This window comes from Pantoea sp. C8B4, from assembly GCF_051336905.1.
In the GTDB taxonomy this organism is placed as follows: domain Bacteria; phylum Pseudomonadota; class Gammaproteobacteria; order Enterobacterales; family Enterobacteriaceae; genus Pantoea; species Pantoea rwandensis_B.
Genome location: NZ_JBGMNK010000021.1, coordinates 47,039 through 64,433, shown reverse-complemented (window position 1 = coordinate 64,433; position 17,395 = coordinate 47,039). Strand labels below are relative to the sequence as shown.

Sequence of the window (17,395 nt, the reverse complement as noted above, 5' to 3'; positions counted from 1 at the left end):
TGCGGGAATAGCTCAGTTGGTAGAGCACGACCTTGCCAAGGTCGGGGTCGCGAGTTCGAGTCTCGTTTCCCGCTCCAGATTTTCATATTCACTAATGTTATTTGCTCTCGGGCGTAATCAGACTTAAAACTGCTGCAGTCTTTATCGATCTTATGCGGCCTGTTTTTCTTTCTGGAAATTTTACGTACCGCATTAGCACCAATGATGCCTGTAGTCTGTTGCAGTTATCTTACAGGTTATCCACAATGCGCCTGCAACGTGCTGACGGCGTTTTACCCTATCTGCAAAACTGTTTTAAACAGAGTTATCCACAAGCTCTGGACAAGCCCCTGCACGCTAAACTCTACATTAATGTTTACAGTAATTGCCTAAATAATTGTTTTTATTGTACTTATAGGTATTTCAGTCTGTGAATAGTCTTGCTAGACGATATAACGATCCCCGTCACTATTCGGCTCTATAATTTTATTCACAGCATGTGGAAAAGGATTTTATCCTGCGCGATTGGTCAATCACGCATCACGGACCAGGCCTTTCTCGACGGCGCGCACTAAGCGCTGTTTCTTCGCGGGCTGAACCTCTATCCCCTGTGTTGCTCGTTTCTGTAACTGCTGCGCGATGGCCCAGTCAATATGCTCATCCAGCATGGCGTGTTCACCACTACGCATTTGCAACGCCGCCAGATTATCTTCTGCCCAAGGCGCATTGCCCAATGCCACTGCGATGTTCCTCAGCCAGCGCAAGTGGCCGATGCGACGAATTGCCGAGCCTTCCGTGACACGCAAGAATTTCGCTTCGTCCCACTGAAAAAGATCCACCAAAGGTGGCGCGTGCAGCACCGCGCGCGGTGAGAAATCATCTTCATCGGTTAACTGACCGTAACGATTCCACGGACAGATAAGCTGGCAATCGTCACATCCGTAGATGCGGTTACCAATCAGCGGGCGGAACTCTTCCGGTATCGCGCCTTCGAGTTCGATGGTGAGATAGGAAATACAGCGCCGCGCGTCAACCACATAAGGCTCAACGATGGCGGAAGTAGGGCAAATAGTGATGCAGGCGACACAGCGACCGCACTGTTCTTCCTGTGGCTGATCGACGGGCAGCGGCAAATCAATCAGCAACTCGCCGAGAAAGAACCAGGAACCGGCTTCGCGATTGAGAATGAGCGAGTGTTTACCGGTCCAGCCCAGGCCTGCTTTGGCGGCAATCGGGCGCTCGAGAATCGGTGCGGAATCGACAAATGGGCGGAAATTGAGTTCGCCACAATGCGCCTGGATCATCTCTCCAAGCTTTTTCAGTCGATTGCGCAATACTTTGTGATAATCGCGGCCCAGCGCATAGCGGCTGACATAACCCAACTGGGGATTTTTTAAGGTGCTGGCAAACGCTGCTTTCGCGGGAAGATAGTTCATGCGCACGCTGATCACGCGCAGTGTGCCGGGCAGGAGTTCGTGTGGGCGGGCACGCATCATACCGTGACGCGCCATCCAGTCCATCTCTCCGTGATACTGCTTCTCCAGCCAATCCTGTAATTTGGGCTCTTCAGCGCTGAGATCGGTATCGCAAATACCAACCTGCTGAAAGCCAAGTTCGCGCCCCCACAGTTTAATTTGGTGGGCAAGCTGTTGAAGATCGAGAGGGTATGACATGAGAAACCAGGCAATTGAAGCAAACCCGCGCAGTTTACCACACTCTGTCTGGCCTGCGCAGGCGATAGGGCAACTGGAGCGCGATGCGGCGGATAGCCTGGGTTTGACCTTATACGAATTGATGCTGCGCGCCGGGCAGGCGAGCTATGAGCGAGTGCGGGCACAGTGGCCGCAGGCGCAGCACTGGCTGATTCTCTGCGGACAGGGTAATAACGGGGGCGATGGCTATGTGGTGGCGCGGCTGGCACAGGCGGCGGGATTGCGCGTCACATTGCTGGCGTGCAGCGGCAATAAACTCTTGCCGGAAGAAGCACAGCAGGCGCAAGAAGCCTGGCTGGCGGCGGGGGGGGTGATACATGCCTCGGATGCGTCATGGCCGCAAAACATTGATGTGATCGTTGATGCATTGCTCGGTACTGGCATCAATCGTGCGCCAGCCGCACCTTACGCTGAATTGATTGATCTGGCCAATGCACATGCCGCGCCCATCTTCGCGATTGATATCCCATCGGGATTGGATGCCGCCACTGGCACCCCGCCTGGCAACGCCATCAACGCGGATGTCACCCTGAGTATGATTGTGCTGAAACCGGGATTGTTGACCGGTAAAGCTCGCGATCACGTGGGCCGGTTACATTGTGATGCGCTAGGGCTGAACACCTTCCTCGCAGGCGAGACGGCCCCCATTCAACGCTACGATGCGGCTGATCTGGCGCATTGGCTGAAACCACGAAAAGCCACTTCGCACAAAGGCGACCATGGACGTTTAGTGGTGGTGGGAGGGGATACTGGCACCGCTGGGGCAATCCGAATGACGGCAGAAGCAGCGCTGCGCAGTGGTGCTGGGCTTGTGCGCGTGCTCACGCATGAAGATAATATCGGCCCGATTCTGACGGCACGGCCGGAGCTCATGGTCGATGCGTTAGGTGAAGAAACGCTGGAACAAGCCCTGCAATGGGCTGACGTGATCGCTATCGGACCCGGACTGGGACAACGCGATTGGGCTCAGAAGGCACTGAAAAAAGTCGCGGCCAGTGAAAAGCCGATGCTTTGGGATGCTGATGCGCTTAACCTGCTGGCAATCAAGCCGGATTACCGTCAGAATCGCATCATTACTCCGCATCCTGGCGAGGCCGCACGACTGTTAGGCGTTAAGACCAGTGAGGTCGAGCGCGATCGCTTACAGGCGGCACAAACGCTGGCAAAACGCTATGGCGGGGTGGTGGTGCTGAAAGGCGCAGGCACGATCGTGGCCAGCGCGGCAGGTGACATCGCGATTGCGGATGTAGGCAATGCGGGGATGGCATCCGGCGGCATGGGCGATGTACTGAGCGGTATCATTGCGGCCATGCTGGGCCAGAAACTGACTTTACTTGAGGCAGCCTGCGCGGGCTGTGTCGCACACGGTGCAGCGGCAGATGCGGTTGCCCGGCAGCGCGGTACGCGCGGCATGTTAGCCACTGATTTGTTCGAACTGCTGTGGCAGTTTGTTAATCCAGAGATGATCCAACAATAAAGCATGAAGACCTGTGTTATCCCTTTGCCCGATGAGGCGGCAACCCTAAATCTGGGTGCGCAACTGGCCCGCGTTTGCAGCAGCGCGTTGGTGATCTATCTTTATGGCGATCTCGGCGCCGGTAAAACCACGTTTAGCCGCGGCTTTTTGCAGGCGCTTGGCCATCAGGGTAATGTCAAAAGCCCAACTTATACGCTGGTGGAGCCGTACGAACTCGGCTCACGCACCCTGTATCACTTCGATCTTTATCGCCTGGCCGATCCTGAAGAGCTGGAGTTTATGGGTATCCGCGATTACTTCAGCGGGGATGCATTGTGTCTGGTCGAATGGCCGCAGCAGGGAGCCGGCGTATTGCCCGAACCCGATCTGGCATTGACGCTGCGCTACGTGGACGCGGCGCGAGAAGCGGAGATCTGCGCGGTATCTGCGGTGGGTGAAACGTTGCTGGCTCAGTTCCAGCAAGGCAGGGAATCGGCATGACCGCATGGATGAAAGGGATTGTGCTGGCTGCGCTCTGTATCGTTTCTGCTTCTGCGTTATCTGCCACCTTGTCAGATATCAAAGTCGATAACGGCGACAGCCAGGCAACCGTCACGCTGAGTTTTAATGGTCAACCCGTGTATGGTTTCTTCCCGCTGCATAATCCCAATCGTGTGGTGCTGGATATTCGGCAAAGCGGCGCGATTAAGGGCTTACCGCTGAACTTTAGCGGCGAAAATATCGTACAACGTATTCGTAATAGCCAGCCGAAAGACAAACAGAGTATTCGTTTGGTGTTCGAACTGACCCAGGCGGCACACACGCGTGCCAGCACCCAACGTGACGGCAATCAGTATCGCGTGGTGTTTACCATTCGCGGTACGCAACCGGCAAAACGCAGCACTGCTGCCGCACCGGTGACCACCGCCCGCCAAAGCGAAAGTGCCGCGAATCCGTTTAATGCCAATCCGGTGACCACCGTCACCAGCAGCAACACCACGGTACGTCCGGGTGGCGCCGTTTCACGCAATGACACGGTGATTGTGGCGATTGACGCCGGCCACGGTGGTCAGGACCCCGGCGCATCGGGCCAGCACGGCCTGCACGAGAAGAACGTCACCATTGCCATTGCGCGCAAACTGAAAGCGCTGATGGATCAGGACCCGATGTTTAAGCCCGTGCTGACGCGAAACGGCGATTACTTTATCTCGGTGATGGGTCGTTCCGAGGTGGCGCGAAAAGAGAATGCCAACTTACTGGTATCGATTCACGCCGATGCCGCGCCTAATCATTCGGCGACCGGCGCATCCGTTTGGGTGTTGTCAAACCGTCGTGCCAATAACGAAATGGCGAACTGGCTGGAACAGAAAGAGAAGCAGTCCGAATTGCTGGGCGGTGCCGGTGATTTACTGGCAAACAGCCAGGCTGATCCTTACTTAAGCCAGGCGGTACTGGATCTGCAATTCGGTCATTCACAGCGCGTTGGCTATGATGTTGCGGTGAAAGTGTTGCAGCAACTGCGCGGAGTGACGCCGTTGCACAAACGTTTACCGGAACATGCCAGCTTAGGCGTGTTGCGTTCCCCGGATATCCCTTCTTTACTGGTTGAGACTGGCTTTATCAGTAACGCGGCGGAGGAGCGGCTGCTTGGCAGCAGCGCGTATCAGGAGAAAATTGCTCAGTCGATCTATAAAGGACTGCGCAACTATTTCCTCGCGCATCCGCTGCAATCCATCCCAAAGGAGGAAAACCGGCCGCTGGACAGCGCACCAGCGGTTAGCGTGGCCAGCAACCCGGCAACCGGAACCGTGCAATACACTGGCGCGACGCAGCGCCATACGGTGACACGCGGTGAGACGTTGTCAGGTATTGCCGCCAAATACGGTGTCAGCATGGCAACCCTGCGTGACCTCAATAGCCTGAAGCGCGATGTGGTGTGGGTCGGGCAACGTTTGAAAGTCCCGGCAAAATCGGGCGTTAGCGTGACCGCTGCAAGTCGTCCTACCCGACACAAAGTGGTACGCGGTGATTCACTCACTGGGATTGCCGCTCATTATGGTGTCAGCCCCAAAGCCATCATGCAGGCGAATAATATGAAGTCGAGCAACGTGATGCTGGGGCAAAACTTAAAGATTCCACAATCCTGATTGCTGGCGCTGCGGCGCCAGTCTGCTTAAAGGATCACCACCATGCCAATACAGATTTTACCGCCGCAGCTGGCGAACCAGATTGCCGCCGGCGAAGTGGTTGAGCGCCCGGCATCGGTCGTAAAAGAGCTGGTGGAAAACAGTCTTGATGCCGGCGCGACGCGCATTGACGTTGATATCGAAAAAGGCGGCGCGAAGTTGATTCGCATCCGCGACAACGGTTGTGGCATCGCCAAAGCCGAACTGGCCATGGCATTGGCTCGCCATGCCACCAGTAAAATTGCTTCGCTGGATGATCTTGAGGCGATTATGAGCCTCGGTTTTCGCGGCGAAGCCCTCGCCAGTATCAGTTCGGTTTCTCGCCTCACGCTAACTTCTCGCACCGCGGATCAACACGAAGCCTGGCAAGCCTATGCGGAAGGACGTGATATGGATGTCACGGTGAAACCTGCTGCACATCCTGTCGGGACGTCGCTGGAAGTGCTCGATCTGTTTTACAACACCCCGGCGCGGCGCAAGTTCATGCGCACTGAGAAGACCGAATTTACCCATATTGATGAAGTGATTCGCCGTATCGCGCTGGCGCGCTTTGACGTGGCAATTTCGCTGACCCACAACGGCAAGATGATTCGCCAGTATCGCGCCGTGGATCAGGAAGCGCAGCGTGAACGCCGTCTTGGCGCCATTTGTGGCACCCCCTTTATGCAGCATGCTCTGCGCATTGACTGGCAACATGACGATCTGGCGTTACGTGGATGGGTGGCCGATCCCGCCGGGTCACGTCAGGTCACAGACCTGCAATATTGCTACGTCAATGGACGCATGATGCGTGACAAGCTGATCAACCATGCGATTCGGCAGGCGTATCAGACGCAGTTGGGGGAAGATCAACAGCCCGCTTATGTGCTCTATCTGGAGATCGATCCCCATCAGGTGGATGTCAACGTTCATCCCGCCAAGCACGAAGTGCGTTTTCATCAGTCACGACTGGTGCATGATTTCATCTGGCAAGGCGTGATGAGCGCTTTGCAGGCGAGCCGTGTCGCAGAGTTGCCCATCGCGCATGCGGAAGAGCCCGCGCCGAAGTGGCAACCAGAGAACCGACAGGCTGCGGGGACGAATCATTTTGCGCAACCGGCGAGCACACCACGCAGTAGCACCAGCTCCATCAGCAGCGGTGCGGCTGCGGCGGGAACACACGCGGGTTGGCAGAATAAAGAGCCGGTCTATCGCGCACGTGAAGGTGCTGCTTATCAGCAGCTCATGAAAACGCCTGCGGCCGACACGCCTCGCGCCGCCGCGCCGCAACCGGCACCTGTGCGTCAACCTGAAGCACGAGAAGCGCCGTTGGCCGCACATGCACAAAGTTTTGGTCGCGTGCTGAGTGTGATGCATGAGCAATATGCGCTGTTAGAACGCGGCCCACAGTTACAGTTGTTGTCACTCAGTGTGGCCTCACGCTGGCTGAAACAGGCCCAGTTACAACCGGGAGAAGAGGGCTTAAAACCCCAACCTTTACTTATTCCGGTGCGGCTGAAAATTGCCAAAGAAGAGTTGAATGTAATCGATACTCAGGGCGCACTGTTAGGGCTGATGGGCATTGATTTACAACGAGAAGGTCAGCACGTCACCTTGCGCGCTGTCCCTTTACCGTTACGCACACAAAATTTACAAATCTTGATTCCAGAACTGTTAGGCTATCTCGCCCGGCAGCAAGAGGTTTCTGCATCGGCGCTGGCCCAATGGCTGGCACGTCGTGATGATGCAGAAAACGCTCACTGGAATCACTCGCAGGCGATTGCACTGTTGGCAGAGCTCGAACGACTTTGCCCGCACTTGCTTAAATCGCCGCCTTCAGGTCTGTTACAGACCATTGAGATTGAGAGCGCGATAAACGCGTTGAAGCATGAGTGAACTAAACCAGGCTAGCCGGCCTAAGGCAATTTTTTTGATGGGGCCTACTGCCTCCGGTAAGACGGCATTAGCGATTTCGCTGCGTCAGCAACTTCCGGTGGAACTTATCAGTGTTGACTCTGCCTTAATCTATCGCGGGATGGATATTGGCACGGCGAAACCGTCGGCAGAGGAGTTAGCACTGGCGCCCCATCGTTTGCTGGACATTCGCGATCCAGCGGAAGCGTATTCCGCTGCTGAGTTTCGTCGCGATGCGCTGGCAGAAATGGCGGAGATTACTCAAAAGGGTAAGATTCCGTTGCTTGTTGGTGGAACCATGCTCTACTTCAAGGCGTTGCTTGAAGGATTGTCGCCGTTGCCCTCGGCCGATCCCGAGGTGCGTCAGCAGATAGAGCAAATGGCGGCGGAGAAAGGGTGGGATGCCCTGCACCGCCAGCTGTGTGAAATCGATCCGGTCGCCGGTAGTCGTATTCATCCGAATGATCCGCAGAGACTTTCGCGAGCACTGGAAGTTTTTTTTATTTCGGGTAAAACTTTAACGGAACTGACAAAAACATCCGGCGAAGCGTTACCCTACGACGTGTACCAGTTTGCTATCGCTCCGGCGAATCGTGAACTGATACATCAACGCATTGCGTTGCGTTACGACCAGATGCTAGCGTCAGGATTTGAAGCGGAGGCTCGTGAACTGTTTGCACGAGGTGATTTGCATACGGATATGCCTTCCATTCGTTGTGTAGGTTATCGCCAGATGTGGTCTTATCTCTCTGGTGAAATCGATTACGACGAAATGGTTTATCGGGGAATTTGCGCCACCCGGCAGCTCGCTAAACGCCAGATGACCTGGTTACGTGGCTGGCCCAACGTCCACTGGTTAGACAGTGACGAGCCAGAATTAGCCCGTAATGCGGTGCTTCAGGTAGTTAGTGCGTAGCAGGGACGATTGTGTACAATTGGTCTGTTATCGTGCGCAAATTTTTACGCAGTTTTTCTGAACCACGGTTCTTAAAGTAACAAACAACAAGCATATAAGGAAAAGATAGAATGGCTAAGGGGCAATCATTACAAGACCCGTTTTTGAACGCATTGCGTCGTGAACGTGTACCGGTTTCGATCTATTTGGTGAATGGTATTAAGCTGCAAGGACAAATTGAATCCTTTGATCAGTTCGTCATTCTGTTGAAAAACACGGTTAGCCAGATGGTGTACAAGCACGCCATCTCTACAGTGGTTCCTTCTCGTCCGGTTTCACACCATAGCAACAACCCGGGCGGTAGCGGTGGCAGCAGCAATTACCACCATAGCGGAAGCAACCAGGGCGCTCAGTCGCAGCCACAACAAGACGGCGATAACGCAGAATAATTTTGCGCTGCCGTAAAGCCAGGGCTGGGGAGCGAAAGCGTTTTCCCGTCCTGGTTATTTTATTTTAGCGAGGTTATAGCTTGTTTGACCGTTATGATGCCGGTGAGCAGGCCGTACTGGTACACATCTGGTTCTCCCAAGACAAAGAGCTGGAAGATTTGCAGGAGTTCGAAACTCTTGTCTCTTCTGCGGGCGTCGAAGCGCTGCAAGTCATTACGGGCAGCCGTAAAGCGCCACATCCCAAATATTTTGTCGGTGAAGGAAAGGCAGTTGAAATTGCCGATGCGGTGAAAGCGAGTGGAGCATCGGTCGTATTATTCGATCATGCCTTATCGCCTGCCCAGGAACGTAATCTCGAGCGAGTGTGTGAATGTCGCGTTGTCGACCGCACTGGCTTAATTCTCGATATTTTTGCTCAGCGCGCCCGTACCCATGAGGGTAAATTACAGGTCGAGCTGGCACAGTTGCGCCACATGGCAACCCGTTTGGTGCGTGGATGGACGCACCTTGAGCGCCAAAAAGGCGGTATTGGTTTGCGTGGTCCCGGTGAAACGCAGCTGGAAACGGACCGCCGCTTATTGCGTAATCGCATTAGTCTCATCCTTTCTCGCCTTGAGCGTGTAGAGAAGCAGCGCGAACAGGGCCGACAAGCACGCGCCAAAGCCGATGTGCCGACCGTTTCGCTGGTGGGATACACCAACGCCGGCAAATCTACCCTGTTCAATGCGGTGACGTCAGCCAATGTGTATGCGGCCGATCAGCTGTTTGCGACCCTCGATCCGACACTGCGTCGCCTGAATGTGGCAGACGTGGGTGAGGTGGTTTTAGCGGATACCGTTGGGTTTATTCGCCACTTACCGCATGATTTAGTGGCGGCCTTTAAAGCCACACTGCAGGAAACACGTCAGGCGACGCTCTTGCTGCACGTGATTGACGCTGCCGATTTACGCGTCAACGACAACATCGACGCTGTTAATGAAGTATTGGCAGAAATCGAATCGGATGAAATTCCCACGCTGTTGATTATGAATAAAATCGACATGCTGGACGGTTTTGTGCCGCGTATTGATCGTGATGAAGAGAATAAGCCGACACGCGTCTGGCTTTCTGCTCAGAGCGGTGAAGGTCTACCCTTACTTTGGCAGGCGCTGTCTGAACGCTTAGCCGGTGAAATTGCGCAGTATGATTTACGTCTGCCGCCAGAAGCGGGCCGTTTGCGCAGCCGCTTCTACCAACTGCAGGCGATTGAGAAAGAATGGAATGAAGATGATGGTTCTGTAGGTATGCATGTGCGATTGCCGATCGTTGACTGGCGTCGTTTGTGCAAACAGGAGCCGTCATTAGCCAGTTATATTGTTTGATATTGCCCTAACGCCTTTACCCAACTTATTGAAAAATGCAGTGATGATTGCTGTGAGCCGCAAATTAGCAGGTTATACCCGACTATTTCGGATTTCAGCATGGCGGCAACTGAGTGAATCTTCGGGCACTTACGTCAGTCAATGACTGGAGTGCGCGAAGACAGCCAACGCAGCTGCAATTCGCAAGAGAAGGGTAAAAAACGTAAATACAATAAATGGAGTAGAGACATGGCGTGGAATCAGCCCGGAAATAACGGACAGGACCGCGACCCGTGGGGAAGCAGCAATAATCAAGGCGGCAACTCTGGGGGAAATAAGGGAGGGCGCGATCAGGGGCCTCCTGATCTGGATGATATCTTCCGTAAGCTGAGTAAAAAACTCGGCGGACTGGGCGGTGGCAAACAGAGTGACAACAACGGCCAGCGCGGCGGCGGTAGCGGTGGCAAACTGGTTGGCATCGTTGCCGTAGCTGCAGTGGTCATCTGGGCTGCCAGCGGTTTCTACACCATTAAAGAAGCAGAACGTGGGGTTGTGACTCGTTTTGGTAAGTTCAGCCATCTGGTTGAGCCGGGCCTGAACTGGAAGCCAACCTTTATCGATCAGGTGCGTGCCGTTAACGTTGAAGCGGTGCGTGAGCTGGCTGCTTCTGGCGTAATGCTGACTTCGGACGAAAACGTGGTGCGCGTGGAAATGAACGTGCAGTACCGCGTAACCAATCCTGAGCAGTATTTGTACGCGGTTACCAGCGCTGACGACAGTTTGCGTCAGGCCACCGACAGTGCACTGCGCGGGGTGATTGGTCGTTCTACCATGGACCGTATCCTCACTGAAGGTCGTACCGTGGTGCGTAGCGAGACGCAACGTGAGCTGGATGAAACCATCCGCCCTTACAACATGGGGATTACGCTGCTTGACGTTAACTTCCAGGCGGCACGTCCACCGGAAGAAGTGAAGGCCTCGTTTGACGATGCCATCGCCGCACGTGAAAACCGCGAGCAGTATGTGCGTGAAGCAGAAGCTTATTCGAATGAAGTGCAGCCGCGTGCGAACGGTCAGGCGCAGCGTATTCTGGAAGAGGCCCGTGCATACAAAGAGCGCACGGTGTTAGAAGCGCAGGGTGAAGTGGCACGCTTTGCTTTACTGCTGCCGGAATACAAAGCCGCACCGCAAATCACCAAAGAGCGTCTGTATATCGAAAGCATGGAACGTGTGCTGAGCCATACGCGCAAAGTTCTGGTTAACGACCGTGGTAACAGCCTGATGGTGCTGCCGCTGGATCAACTGATGCGTGGTGGTCAGATTTCTGGCAGCCAGGCAGGCCAGAAAAACACTAATTTGATGAAGCTGCCTTCGTCTGGCAGCAGTGCCAGCAATGATGACTCTTCGTCTTACAGTCCGAGCAGCATCATGGACCAGCGTCGCGCCAACGCGTTACGCAACGATACCCAGCGCGCAGGGAGGGAGTAATCGATGCGTAAGCCAATTATTGCCGTAATTATTGTCGTCCTGGTGGCGCTGTACGCATCGCTGTTCGTGGTGCAGGAAGGTGAGCGTGGTATCGTGCTGCGCTTCGGTAAAGTTCTGCGCGATAGCGAGAACAAGCCGCAGGTTTACGAGCCGGGTCTGCATTTCAAGATTCCGTTCATTGAAACTGTGAAGTCGCTGGATGCGCGTATCCAGACCATGGACAACCAGGCCGATCGCTTTGTTACCAAAGAGAAGAAAGACCTGATCGTTGATTCCTACATCAAGTGGCGTATCAGTGATTTTAGCCGCTACTACCTGGCAACTGGCGGTGGTGATGTTTCTCAGGCGGAAGTGTTGCTGAAACGTAAGTTCAGTGACCGTCTGCGTTCTGAGATGGGTCGCCTGGATGTGAAAGACATCGTGACGGATTCACGTGGTCGTTTGACCACCGACGTGCGTGATGCGTTGAACACCGGTACTGCTGGCAGTGATGACGAAGTGCAAACGCCAGCTGCTGATGATGCGATTGCCAGCGCGGCAGCCCGCGTTGAGCGTGAAACCAACAGCAGCGAGCCAGCACCGAACCCGAACAGTATGGCTGCACTGGGTATTCAGGTGGTTGACGTACGCATCAAGCAGATCAACCTGCCGGCGGAAGTGTCTGATGCTATCTACAACCGTATGCGCGCTGAGCGTGAAGCGGTTGCCCGTAGCCAGCGTTCACAAGGTCAGGAAGAGGCAGAAAAACTGCGTGCTCAGGCGGATTACCAGGTCACACGTACTTTGGCTGAAGCTCAGCGTCAGGCATTGATTTCACGTGGTGAAGGTGATGCGCAGGCAGCAAAACTGTTTGCAGATGCCTTCGGTCAGGATCCTGATTTCTATGCCTTTATCCGCAGCCTGCGTGCTTACGAGAACAGCTTCTCTGATAACCAGGATGTGATGGTGTTGAGCCCGGATAGCGATTTCTTCCGCTTTATGAAGGCACCGACTAACACCGCGCGTTAAGAACTGATATAACCTTGAGGCCGACAATGTTGTCGGCCTTTTTTTTGGGAAAAATAGAATGAACACAACCATCTGGATGGCGCTGGCATTAGTTCTGGTGCTGGAAGGGCTGGGTCCAATGTTTCTGCCGCGTGTCTGGCGCCGCATGATTCTGTCGATGGCGCAGTTGCCCGATCGCATCCTGCATCGTTTTGGTGGTGGATTAGTGGTAGCGGGCGTGGTGATTTATTACATGCTGAGCGTGCACGCGAGCGCATAGCGTTAAATTTGAGCGGTAACGCACGGCTAAATTGTGTCTTGCAGTCGATGTTTCCCCCAACATGTTGTATTGATCAAAACGCGGGCAAAAAACCGCGCAATCGTATGCTAAAAGTGCTGAAAGTGAGCAAAACCGATGGTAGAATCCATTTTTAAGCAATCGGTGATTTTGAAAAAATGGGTAAGAACGTCGTCGTACTGGGCACCCAATGGGGTGACGAAGGTAAAGGTAAGATCGTAGACCTTCTGACTGAACGCGCGAATTTCGTTGTGCGTTACCAGGGTGGCCACAATGCAGGCCATACACTTGTCATCAACGGTGAAAAAACCGTCCTCCACTTAATTCCATCTGGCATCCTGCGTGATAACGTGACCAGCATCATTGGTAATGGTGTTGTATTGTCGCCTGAAGCGCTGATGAAAGAGATGAAAGGTCTGGAAGAGCGCGGTGTGCCGGTACGTGAACGTCTGCTGATCTCTGAAGCATGTCCACTGATTCTGCAATATCACGTCGCGATGGACGTGGCGCGCGAAAAAGCGCGTGGCGCCAAAGCGATTGGTACCACCGGTCGTGGTATCGGTCCAGCTTACGAAGATAAAGTTGCACGTCGCGGTCTGCGCGTGAGCGATCTCTTCAACAAAGAAACCTTCGCCGTTAAGCTGAAAGAAATCGTCGATTTCTACAACTTCCAGCTGGTTAACTACTACAAAACTGATGCGGTTGACTACGAAAAAGTGCTGAGCGATACGTTGGCTGTGGCTGACATTCTGACCAGCATGGTGGTTGACGTTTCTGACCTGTTGGACGGTGCGCGCAAGCGTGGCGATCTGATCATGTTCGAAGGCGCACAGGGTACGCTGCTGGATATCGACCACGGTACTTATCCGTACGTGACCTCGTCTAACACCACCGCAGGTGGCGTGGCGACCGGTTCCGGTATTGGTCCACGTTATGTTGATTACGTGCTGGGTATCGTTAAAGCTTACTCAACGCGTGTTGGTGCGGGTCCATTCCCTACCGAGCTGTTTGATGAAACTGGCGAGTTCCTGTGTGCTCAGGGCCACGAGTTTGGCGCGACGACTGGTCGCCGTCGCCGTACCGGCTGGCTGGATGCGGTTGCCGTACGTCGCGCAGTACAGATCAACTCCCTGTCAGGTTTCTGCATGACCAAACTGGACGTGCTGGATGGCCTGAAAGAAGTGAAAATCTGTGTGGCTTATCGCATGCCGGATGGCCGCGAGATGACCACCACGCCACTGGCAGCGGAAGGTTGGGAAGGTATTGAGCCAATCTACGAAACTATGCCCGGCTGGAGCGAAACCACCTTTGGCGTGAAAACGCTGGAAGGTCTGCCACAGGCCGCGCGTGACTACATCAAGCGTGTAGAAGAAGTGACCGGTGTGCCGATTGATATTATTTCAACTGGCCCGGACCGTAGTGAGACCATGATTCTGCGCGACCCGTTCGACGCATAATCTTACATGGCCGGACACTGTCCGGCCTTTGTTTATCCGCTCTTTGACTCCGCTCACTCTCTTTTTTCTTGCAATTATCGATACTTGCTTAAGAAAAAACGCACCGGCTTCCACGCTCTGGTTTATCATCATACTTAAATACCACGCCGACCGGCGCATAACCCTAACGCCCGATGATTCACCGAGGTATATGTGCAGCTAACGAGTTTCACCGATTATGGTCTGCGTGCGCTGATTTACATGGCGACGTTGCCGGAAGGTAAGCAGACCAACATTACCGAAGTCACCGATACCTACGGGGTGTCGCGTAACCATATGGTTAAAATCATCAACCAACTAAGCCGGGCTGGCTTTGTCGCCGCGACACGCGGTAAAAACGGCGGAATTCGTTTAGGCATGGACCCGGAAAAAATCGTGATTGGTCAGGTCGTGAGAAAAATGGAGCCTTTGCAGCTAGTGAACTGTGAGGAGTGCGCCATCACACCGGCCTGTCGTCTGCGTAAGGCGCTGCACGATGCGGTCCAGTTATTCCTCAAAGAGCTGGATAACTATACGTTGGCCGATCTGGTCAAAGATAACGATTCACTGTACCAAATTTTATTGTCCGAACCGCCGGTGGCAATCCAAATTAAATGACATCGGAGGAACCGTAATGTCAAAAGATCCTTACCAGGATAGAGAAGCAGAAAAGTACGACAACCCCATTCCAAGCCGCGAATTTATTCTGGCGCTGTTAGAAAAGCGTGAGAAACCCATCAATCGCGATGAAATTGCCCAGGAATTGAATATCACCAGCGAAGAGCAGCTTGAAGCGCTGCGCCGTCGTTTGCGCGCCATGGAGCGTGACGGTCAGCTGGTGTTTACTCGTCGTCAATGTTACGCCCTGCCAGAACGCCTCGACTTACTGCGCGGCAAAGTGATTGGCCATCGTGATGGCTATGGCTTCCTGCGCGTCGAAGGCCAGAAAGATGATTTCTATCTGTCTGCTGAGCAGATGAAATTTTGCCTGCACGGTGATGTGATTCTGGCACAGCCGGGCAGTGCAGACCGTAAAGGTCGCCGTGAAGCGCGCGTGGTGCGCGTGCTGGAACCACGCAACAGCCAGATTGTTGGCCGTTACTTTACCGATGCCGGCACCGGTTTTGTGGTGCCGGATGACAGCCGCCTGAGCTTCGACATCCTGATCCCGCAGGAAGAAACCCAGGGCGCGCGCATGGGCTCGGTGGTGGTTGTAGAGATCGTTCAGCGCTCAACTCGTCGCACCAAAGCCATCGGTAAGGTCACCGAAATTCTCGGCGATAACATGGGCACCGGTCTGGCGGTCGATATGGCGCTGCGCACCCACGAGATCCCACATACCTGGCCGGAAGAAGTTGAGAAAGAGATCTCGAAACTGAAAGAGCAGGTGCCAGAGGCGGCAAAAAAAGGCCGCGTCGATCTGCGTGAATTACCGCTCGTTACCATTGATGGTGAAGATGCGCGTGACTTTGACGATGCCGTCTACTGTGAGAAAAAGCGCGGTGGTGGCTGGCGTCTATGGGTAGCGATTGCTGACGTCAGTTATTACGTGCGCCCAGGCACAGCGTTAGATGACGAAGCGCATCAACGCGGCACCTCGGTCTACTTCCCATCGCAAGTGGTGCCGATGCTGCCGGAGATCCTCTCCAACGGACTGTGCTCGCTGAACCCGCAGGTTGATCGCCTGTGCATGGTATGCGAGATGACCATCTCTTCCAGCGGCAAGCTCACTGGCTATAAGCACTACGAAGCGGTGATGAATTCCCATGCGCGTCTGACTTACACCAAAGTGTGGAACATTCTGCAGGGTGATACCGAATTGCGTGAGCAGTATGCCGCTCAGGTGAAACACCTTGAAGAGCTGCATCACATGTATCAGGAGTTGGAAACCGCACGTGAGCAGCGTGGTGGCATCTCCTTCGAAACTGAAGAAGCCAAATTTATCTTCAATGCGGAGCGTCGTATTGATCGCGTTGAACGTACCGTGCGTAACGATGCGCACAAGCTGATCGAAGAGTGCATGATTCTCGCCAACATCGCCTCGGCGCGTTATGTTGAGAAGCATCAGGAACCGTCACTGTTCCGCGATCACGATCGTCCAACCGAAGACAGCATTAAAAGCTTCCGCACCGTATTGAACGAGCTGGGCTTGAGCCTGCCAGGTGGCGCGAAACCGCAGCCTGTCGACTATGCCGAATTGCTCAAGCAAGTGGCCGATCGTCCCGATGCAGAAATGCTGCAAACCATGTTGCTGCGCTCAATGAAGCAAGCGGTGTACGATCCTGAAAACCGTGGTCACTTTGGCCTGGCGTTGCAGTCCTATGCGCACTTCACCTCACCGATTCGTCGTTACCCTGATCTGCTGCTGCACCGTGCGATCAAATACCTGCTGGCGAAAGAGCAGGGCACGCTGAAAGGTAACACCACGCCAAACGGCGGTTATCACTACGATATGCAGCAGATGTTGCAGCTCGGTCAGCACTGCTCGATGACTGAACGCCGTGCTGATGAAGCCACGCGTGATGTCGCGGACTGGCTGAAATGTGACTTCATGCAGGATCAGGTTGGCAACGTGTTTAGCGGCGTGATCTCCAGCGTGACCGGTTTTGGCTTCTTCGTGCGTCTCAACGATCTGTTTATCGATGGCCTGGTGCACGTCTCTTCACTGGACAACGATTACTATCGTTTCGATCCGATTGGCCAGCGTCTGATTGGCGAATCTGGTGGCCGTACTTATCGTTTAGGCGATACGGTGGAAGTGCGTGTGGAAGCGGTGCACATGGATGAGCGCAAAATCGACTTTGCGCTGATCTCCAGCAAGCGCGTACCGCGCGGCGAGGGTAAAACCGAGCGCGAACGTGAGAAGCGCGGCGGCAAGCCGCCCGCAAGACGTCGTCGTGATGCGGGTAAAAAGGGCACCTTCGAGCCAGATTCAGCGTTCCGCAGCGAGAAGAAGCAGCCTGCGCCTGCTGAAAAATCGGCAAAAACTGAGAAAAAAGGCAAAAAAATCTCTGAGAAAACCCGTAAAATCGCCGCCGCCACCAAGGCCAAGCGCGGGTCGAAGAAGAAACCTAACGAAGCTTGAGGGTTAGCTTGCGAAGTCTAAAGACCTGATCGCACTTTGAAGCTGGGGCCGCCTTAAACGGCACCCCTAAGCCAGGCCAGCGTGCTGTGATGGCGCCCGTAGGGAAGATCATGGATAAGTGCGTAGTGATGGCGACGCTAAGCCAGGCCAGC

At 54.3% G+C, this 17,395-nt stretch carries 14 protein-coding genes and 1 tRNA gene; 14 read left to right on the top strand and 1 reads right to left on the bottom strand.

What is annotated here, in order from left to right:
* Position 1 precedes the first annotated feature (1 nt).
* Positions 2 to 77, top strand: a tRNA-Gly gene (locus tag ACCW76_RS19450).
* Between the two features lie 435 nt (positions 78 to 512).
* Here the strand turns inward: ACCW76_RS19450 and queG are convergent.
* Positions 513 to 1,652, bottom strand: a complete 1,140-nt coding sequence (queG, locus tag ACCW76_RS19445; RefSeq protein ID WP_436339820.1) for a tRNA epoxyqueuosine(34) reductase QueG — start codon at positions 1,650 to 1,652, stop codon at positions 513 to 515.
* On the opposite strand from queG, the gene nnr reads away from it, so the two are divergent.
* The 13 genes from nnr (at position 1,651) to rnr (ending at position 17,243) form a co-directional block, all read left to right on the top strand.
* Entirely contained in the window at positions 1,651 to 3,168 is a 1,518-nt protein-coding gene (gene nnr, locus ACCW76_RS19440) for a bifunctional ADP-dependent NAD(P)H-hydrate dehydratase/NAD(P)H-hydrate epimerase (RefSeq protein WP_436339818.1), read from the top strand. The two genes, queG and nnr, sit on opposite strands and share 2 nt — an antisense overlap.
* Positions 3,169 to 3,171: 3 nt before the next feature.
* Positions 3,172 to 3,648, top strand: a complete 477-nt coding sequence (tsaE, locus tag ACCW76_RS19435; protein WP_436339817.1) for a tRNA (adenosine(37)-N6)-threonylcarbamoyltransferase complex ATPase subunit type 1 TsaE — start codon at positions 3,172 to 3,174, stop codon at positions 3,646 to 3,648.
* An 8-nt stretch (positions 3,649 to 3,656) separates the two neighbouring features.
* Positions 3,657 to 5,294 (top strand): N-acetylmuramoyl-L-alanine amidase AmiB, encoded by a 1,638-nt coding sequence (gene amiB / locus ACCW76_RS19430; RefSeq protein WP_369800323.1) that lies wholly within the window; start codon positions 3,657 to 3,659, stop codon positions 5,292 to 5,294.
* 42 nt (positions 5,295 to 5,336) lie between these two features.
* On the top strand, positions 5,337 to 7,208 hold the full coding sequence (gene mutL / locus ACCW76_RS19425; RefSeq protein WP_436339815.1) for a DNA mismatch repair endonuclease MutL: 1,872 nt from the start codon (positions 5,337 to 5,339) through the stop codon (positions 7,206 to 7,208).
* Complete coding sequence (gene miaA / locus ACCW76_RS19420; protein WP_436339813.1) at positions 7,201 to 8,142, top strand: tRNA (adenosine(37)-N6)-dimethylallyltransferase MiaA; 942 nt, start codon at positions 7,201 to 7,203, stop codon at positions 8,140 to 8,142. The genes mutL and miaA overlap by 8 nt, the downstream gene beginning before the upstream one ends.
* A gap of 110 nt (positions 8,143 to 8,252) precedes the next feature.
* Positions 8,253 to 8,570 carry an RNA chaperone Hfq gene (gene hfq / locus ACCW76_RS19415; protein ID WP_034829366.1) on the top strand — a complete coding sequence of 106 codons (318 nt, stop codon included), beginning with the start codon at positions 8,253 to 8,255 and terminating at the stop codon, positions 8,568 to 8,570.
* A gap of 80 nt (positions 8,571 to 8,650) precedes the next feature.
* Positions 8,651 to 9,931 (top strand): ribosome rescue GTPase HflX, encoded by a 1,281-nt coding sequence (hflX, locus tag ACCW76_RS19410; RefSeq protein WP_436339812.1) that lies wholly within the window; start codon positions 8,651 to 8,653, stop codon positions 9,929 to 9,931.
* A 228-nt stretch (positions 9,932 to 10,159) separates the two neighbouring features.
* A complete protein-coding gene (gene hflK / locus ACCW76_RS19405; RefSeq protein ID WP_034829354.1) occupies positions 10,160 to 11,398 on the top strand; it encodes an FtsH protease activity modulator HflK in 1,239 nt (412 codons plus the stop codon).
* Between the two features lie 3 nt (positions 11,399 to 11,401).
* The gene (gene hflC, locus ACCW76_RS19400) at positions 11,402 to 12,406 is read left to right on the top strand and encodes a protease modulator HflC (protein WP_034829352.1); all 1,005 of its coding nucleotides are present in this window, start codon (positions 11,402 to 11,404) and stop codon (positions 12,404 to 12,406) included.
* Positions 12,407 to 12,464: 58 nt separating this feature from the next.
* Positions 12,465 to 12,665 carry a DUF2065 domain-containing protein gene (locus ACCW76_RS19395; protein WP_038644411.1) on the top strand — a complete coding sequence of 67 codons (201 nt, stop codon included), beginning with the start codon at positions 12,465 to 12,467 and terminating at the stop codon, positions 12,663 to 12,665.
* A 176-nt stretch (positions 12,666 to 12,841) separates the two neighbouring features.
* Positions 12,842 to 14,140 (top strand): adenylosuccinate synthase, encoded by a 1,299-nt coding sequence (locus tag ACCW76_RS19390; RefSeq protein ID WP_034829348.1) that lies wholly within the window; start codon positions 12,842 to 12,844, stop codon positions 14,138 to 14,140.
* Positions 14,141 to 14,332: 192 nt separating this feature from the next.
* A complete protein-coding gene (gene nsrR, locus ACCW76_RS19385; protein WP_034829346.1) occupies positions 14,333 to 14,776 on the top strand; it encodes a nitric oxide-sensing transcriptional repressor NsrR in 444 nt (147 codons plus the stop codon).
* A 16-nt stretch (positions 14,777 to 14,792) separates the two neighbouring features.
* Positions 14,793 to 17,243 (top strand): ribonuclease R, encoded by a 2,451-nt coding sequence (gene rnr / locus ACCW76_RS19380; protein WP_200536572.1) that lies wholly within the window; start codon positions 14,793 to 14,795, stop codon positions 17,241 to 17,243.
* Positions 17,244 to 17,395: the final 152 nt, after the last annotated feature.

What these genes read in the sequence shown, in the direction of transcription:
- amiB (WP_369800323.1), top strand. Translation starts at nt 3,657, where the DNA reads ATGAAAGGGATTGTGCTGGCTGCGCTCTGTATCGTTTCTGCTTCTGCG.
- ACCW76_RS19395 (WP_038644411.1), top strand. Translation starts at nt 12,465, where the DNA reads ATGAACACAACCATCTGGATGGCGCTGGCATTAGTTCTGGTGCTGGAA.
- nnr (WP_436339818.1), top strand. Translation starts at nt 1,651, where the DNA reads ATGAGAAACCAGGCAATTGAAGCAAACCCGCGCAGTTTACCACACTCT.
- queG (WP_436339820.1), bottom strand. Translation starts at nt 1,652, where the DNA reads ATGTCATACCCTCTCGATCTTCAACAGCTTGCCCACCAAATTAAACTG.
- mutL (WP_436339815.1), top strand. Translation starts at nt 5,337, where the DNA reads ATGCCAATACAGATTTTACCGCCGCAGCTGGCGAACCAGATTGCCGCC.
- hfq (WP_034829366.1), top strand. Translation starts at nt 8,253, where the DNA reads ATGGCTAAGGGGCAATCATTACAAGACCCGTTTTTGAACGCATTGCGT.
- hflC (WP_034829352.1), top strand. Translation starts at nt 11,402, where the DNA reads ATGCGTAAGCCAATTATTGCCGTAATTATTGTCGTCCTGGTGGCGCTG.
- ACCW76_RS19390 (WP_034829348.1), top strand. Translation starts at nt 12,842, where the DNA reads ATGGGTAAGAACGTCGTCGTACTGGGCACCCAATGGGGTGACGAAGGT.
- rnr (WP_200536572.1), top strand. Translation starts at nt 14,793, where the DNA reads ATGTCAAAAGATCCTTACCAGGATAGAGAAGCAGAAAAGTACGACAAC.
- tsaE (WP_436339817.1), top strand. Translation starts at nt 3,172, where the DNA reads ATGAAGACCTGTGTTATCCCTTTGCCCGATGAGGCGGCAACCCTAAAT.
- miaA (WP_436339813.1), top strand. Translation starts at nt 7,201, where the DNA reads ATGAGTGAACTAAACCAGGCTAGCCGGCCTAAGGCAATTTTTTTGATG.
- hflK (WP_034829354.1), top strand. Translation starts at nt 10,160, where the DNA reads ATGGCGTGGAATCAGCCCGGAAATAACGGACAGGACCGCGACCCGTGG.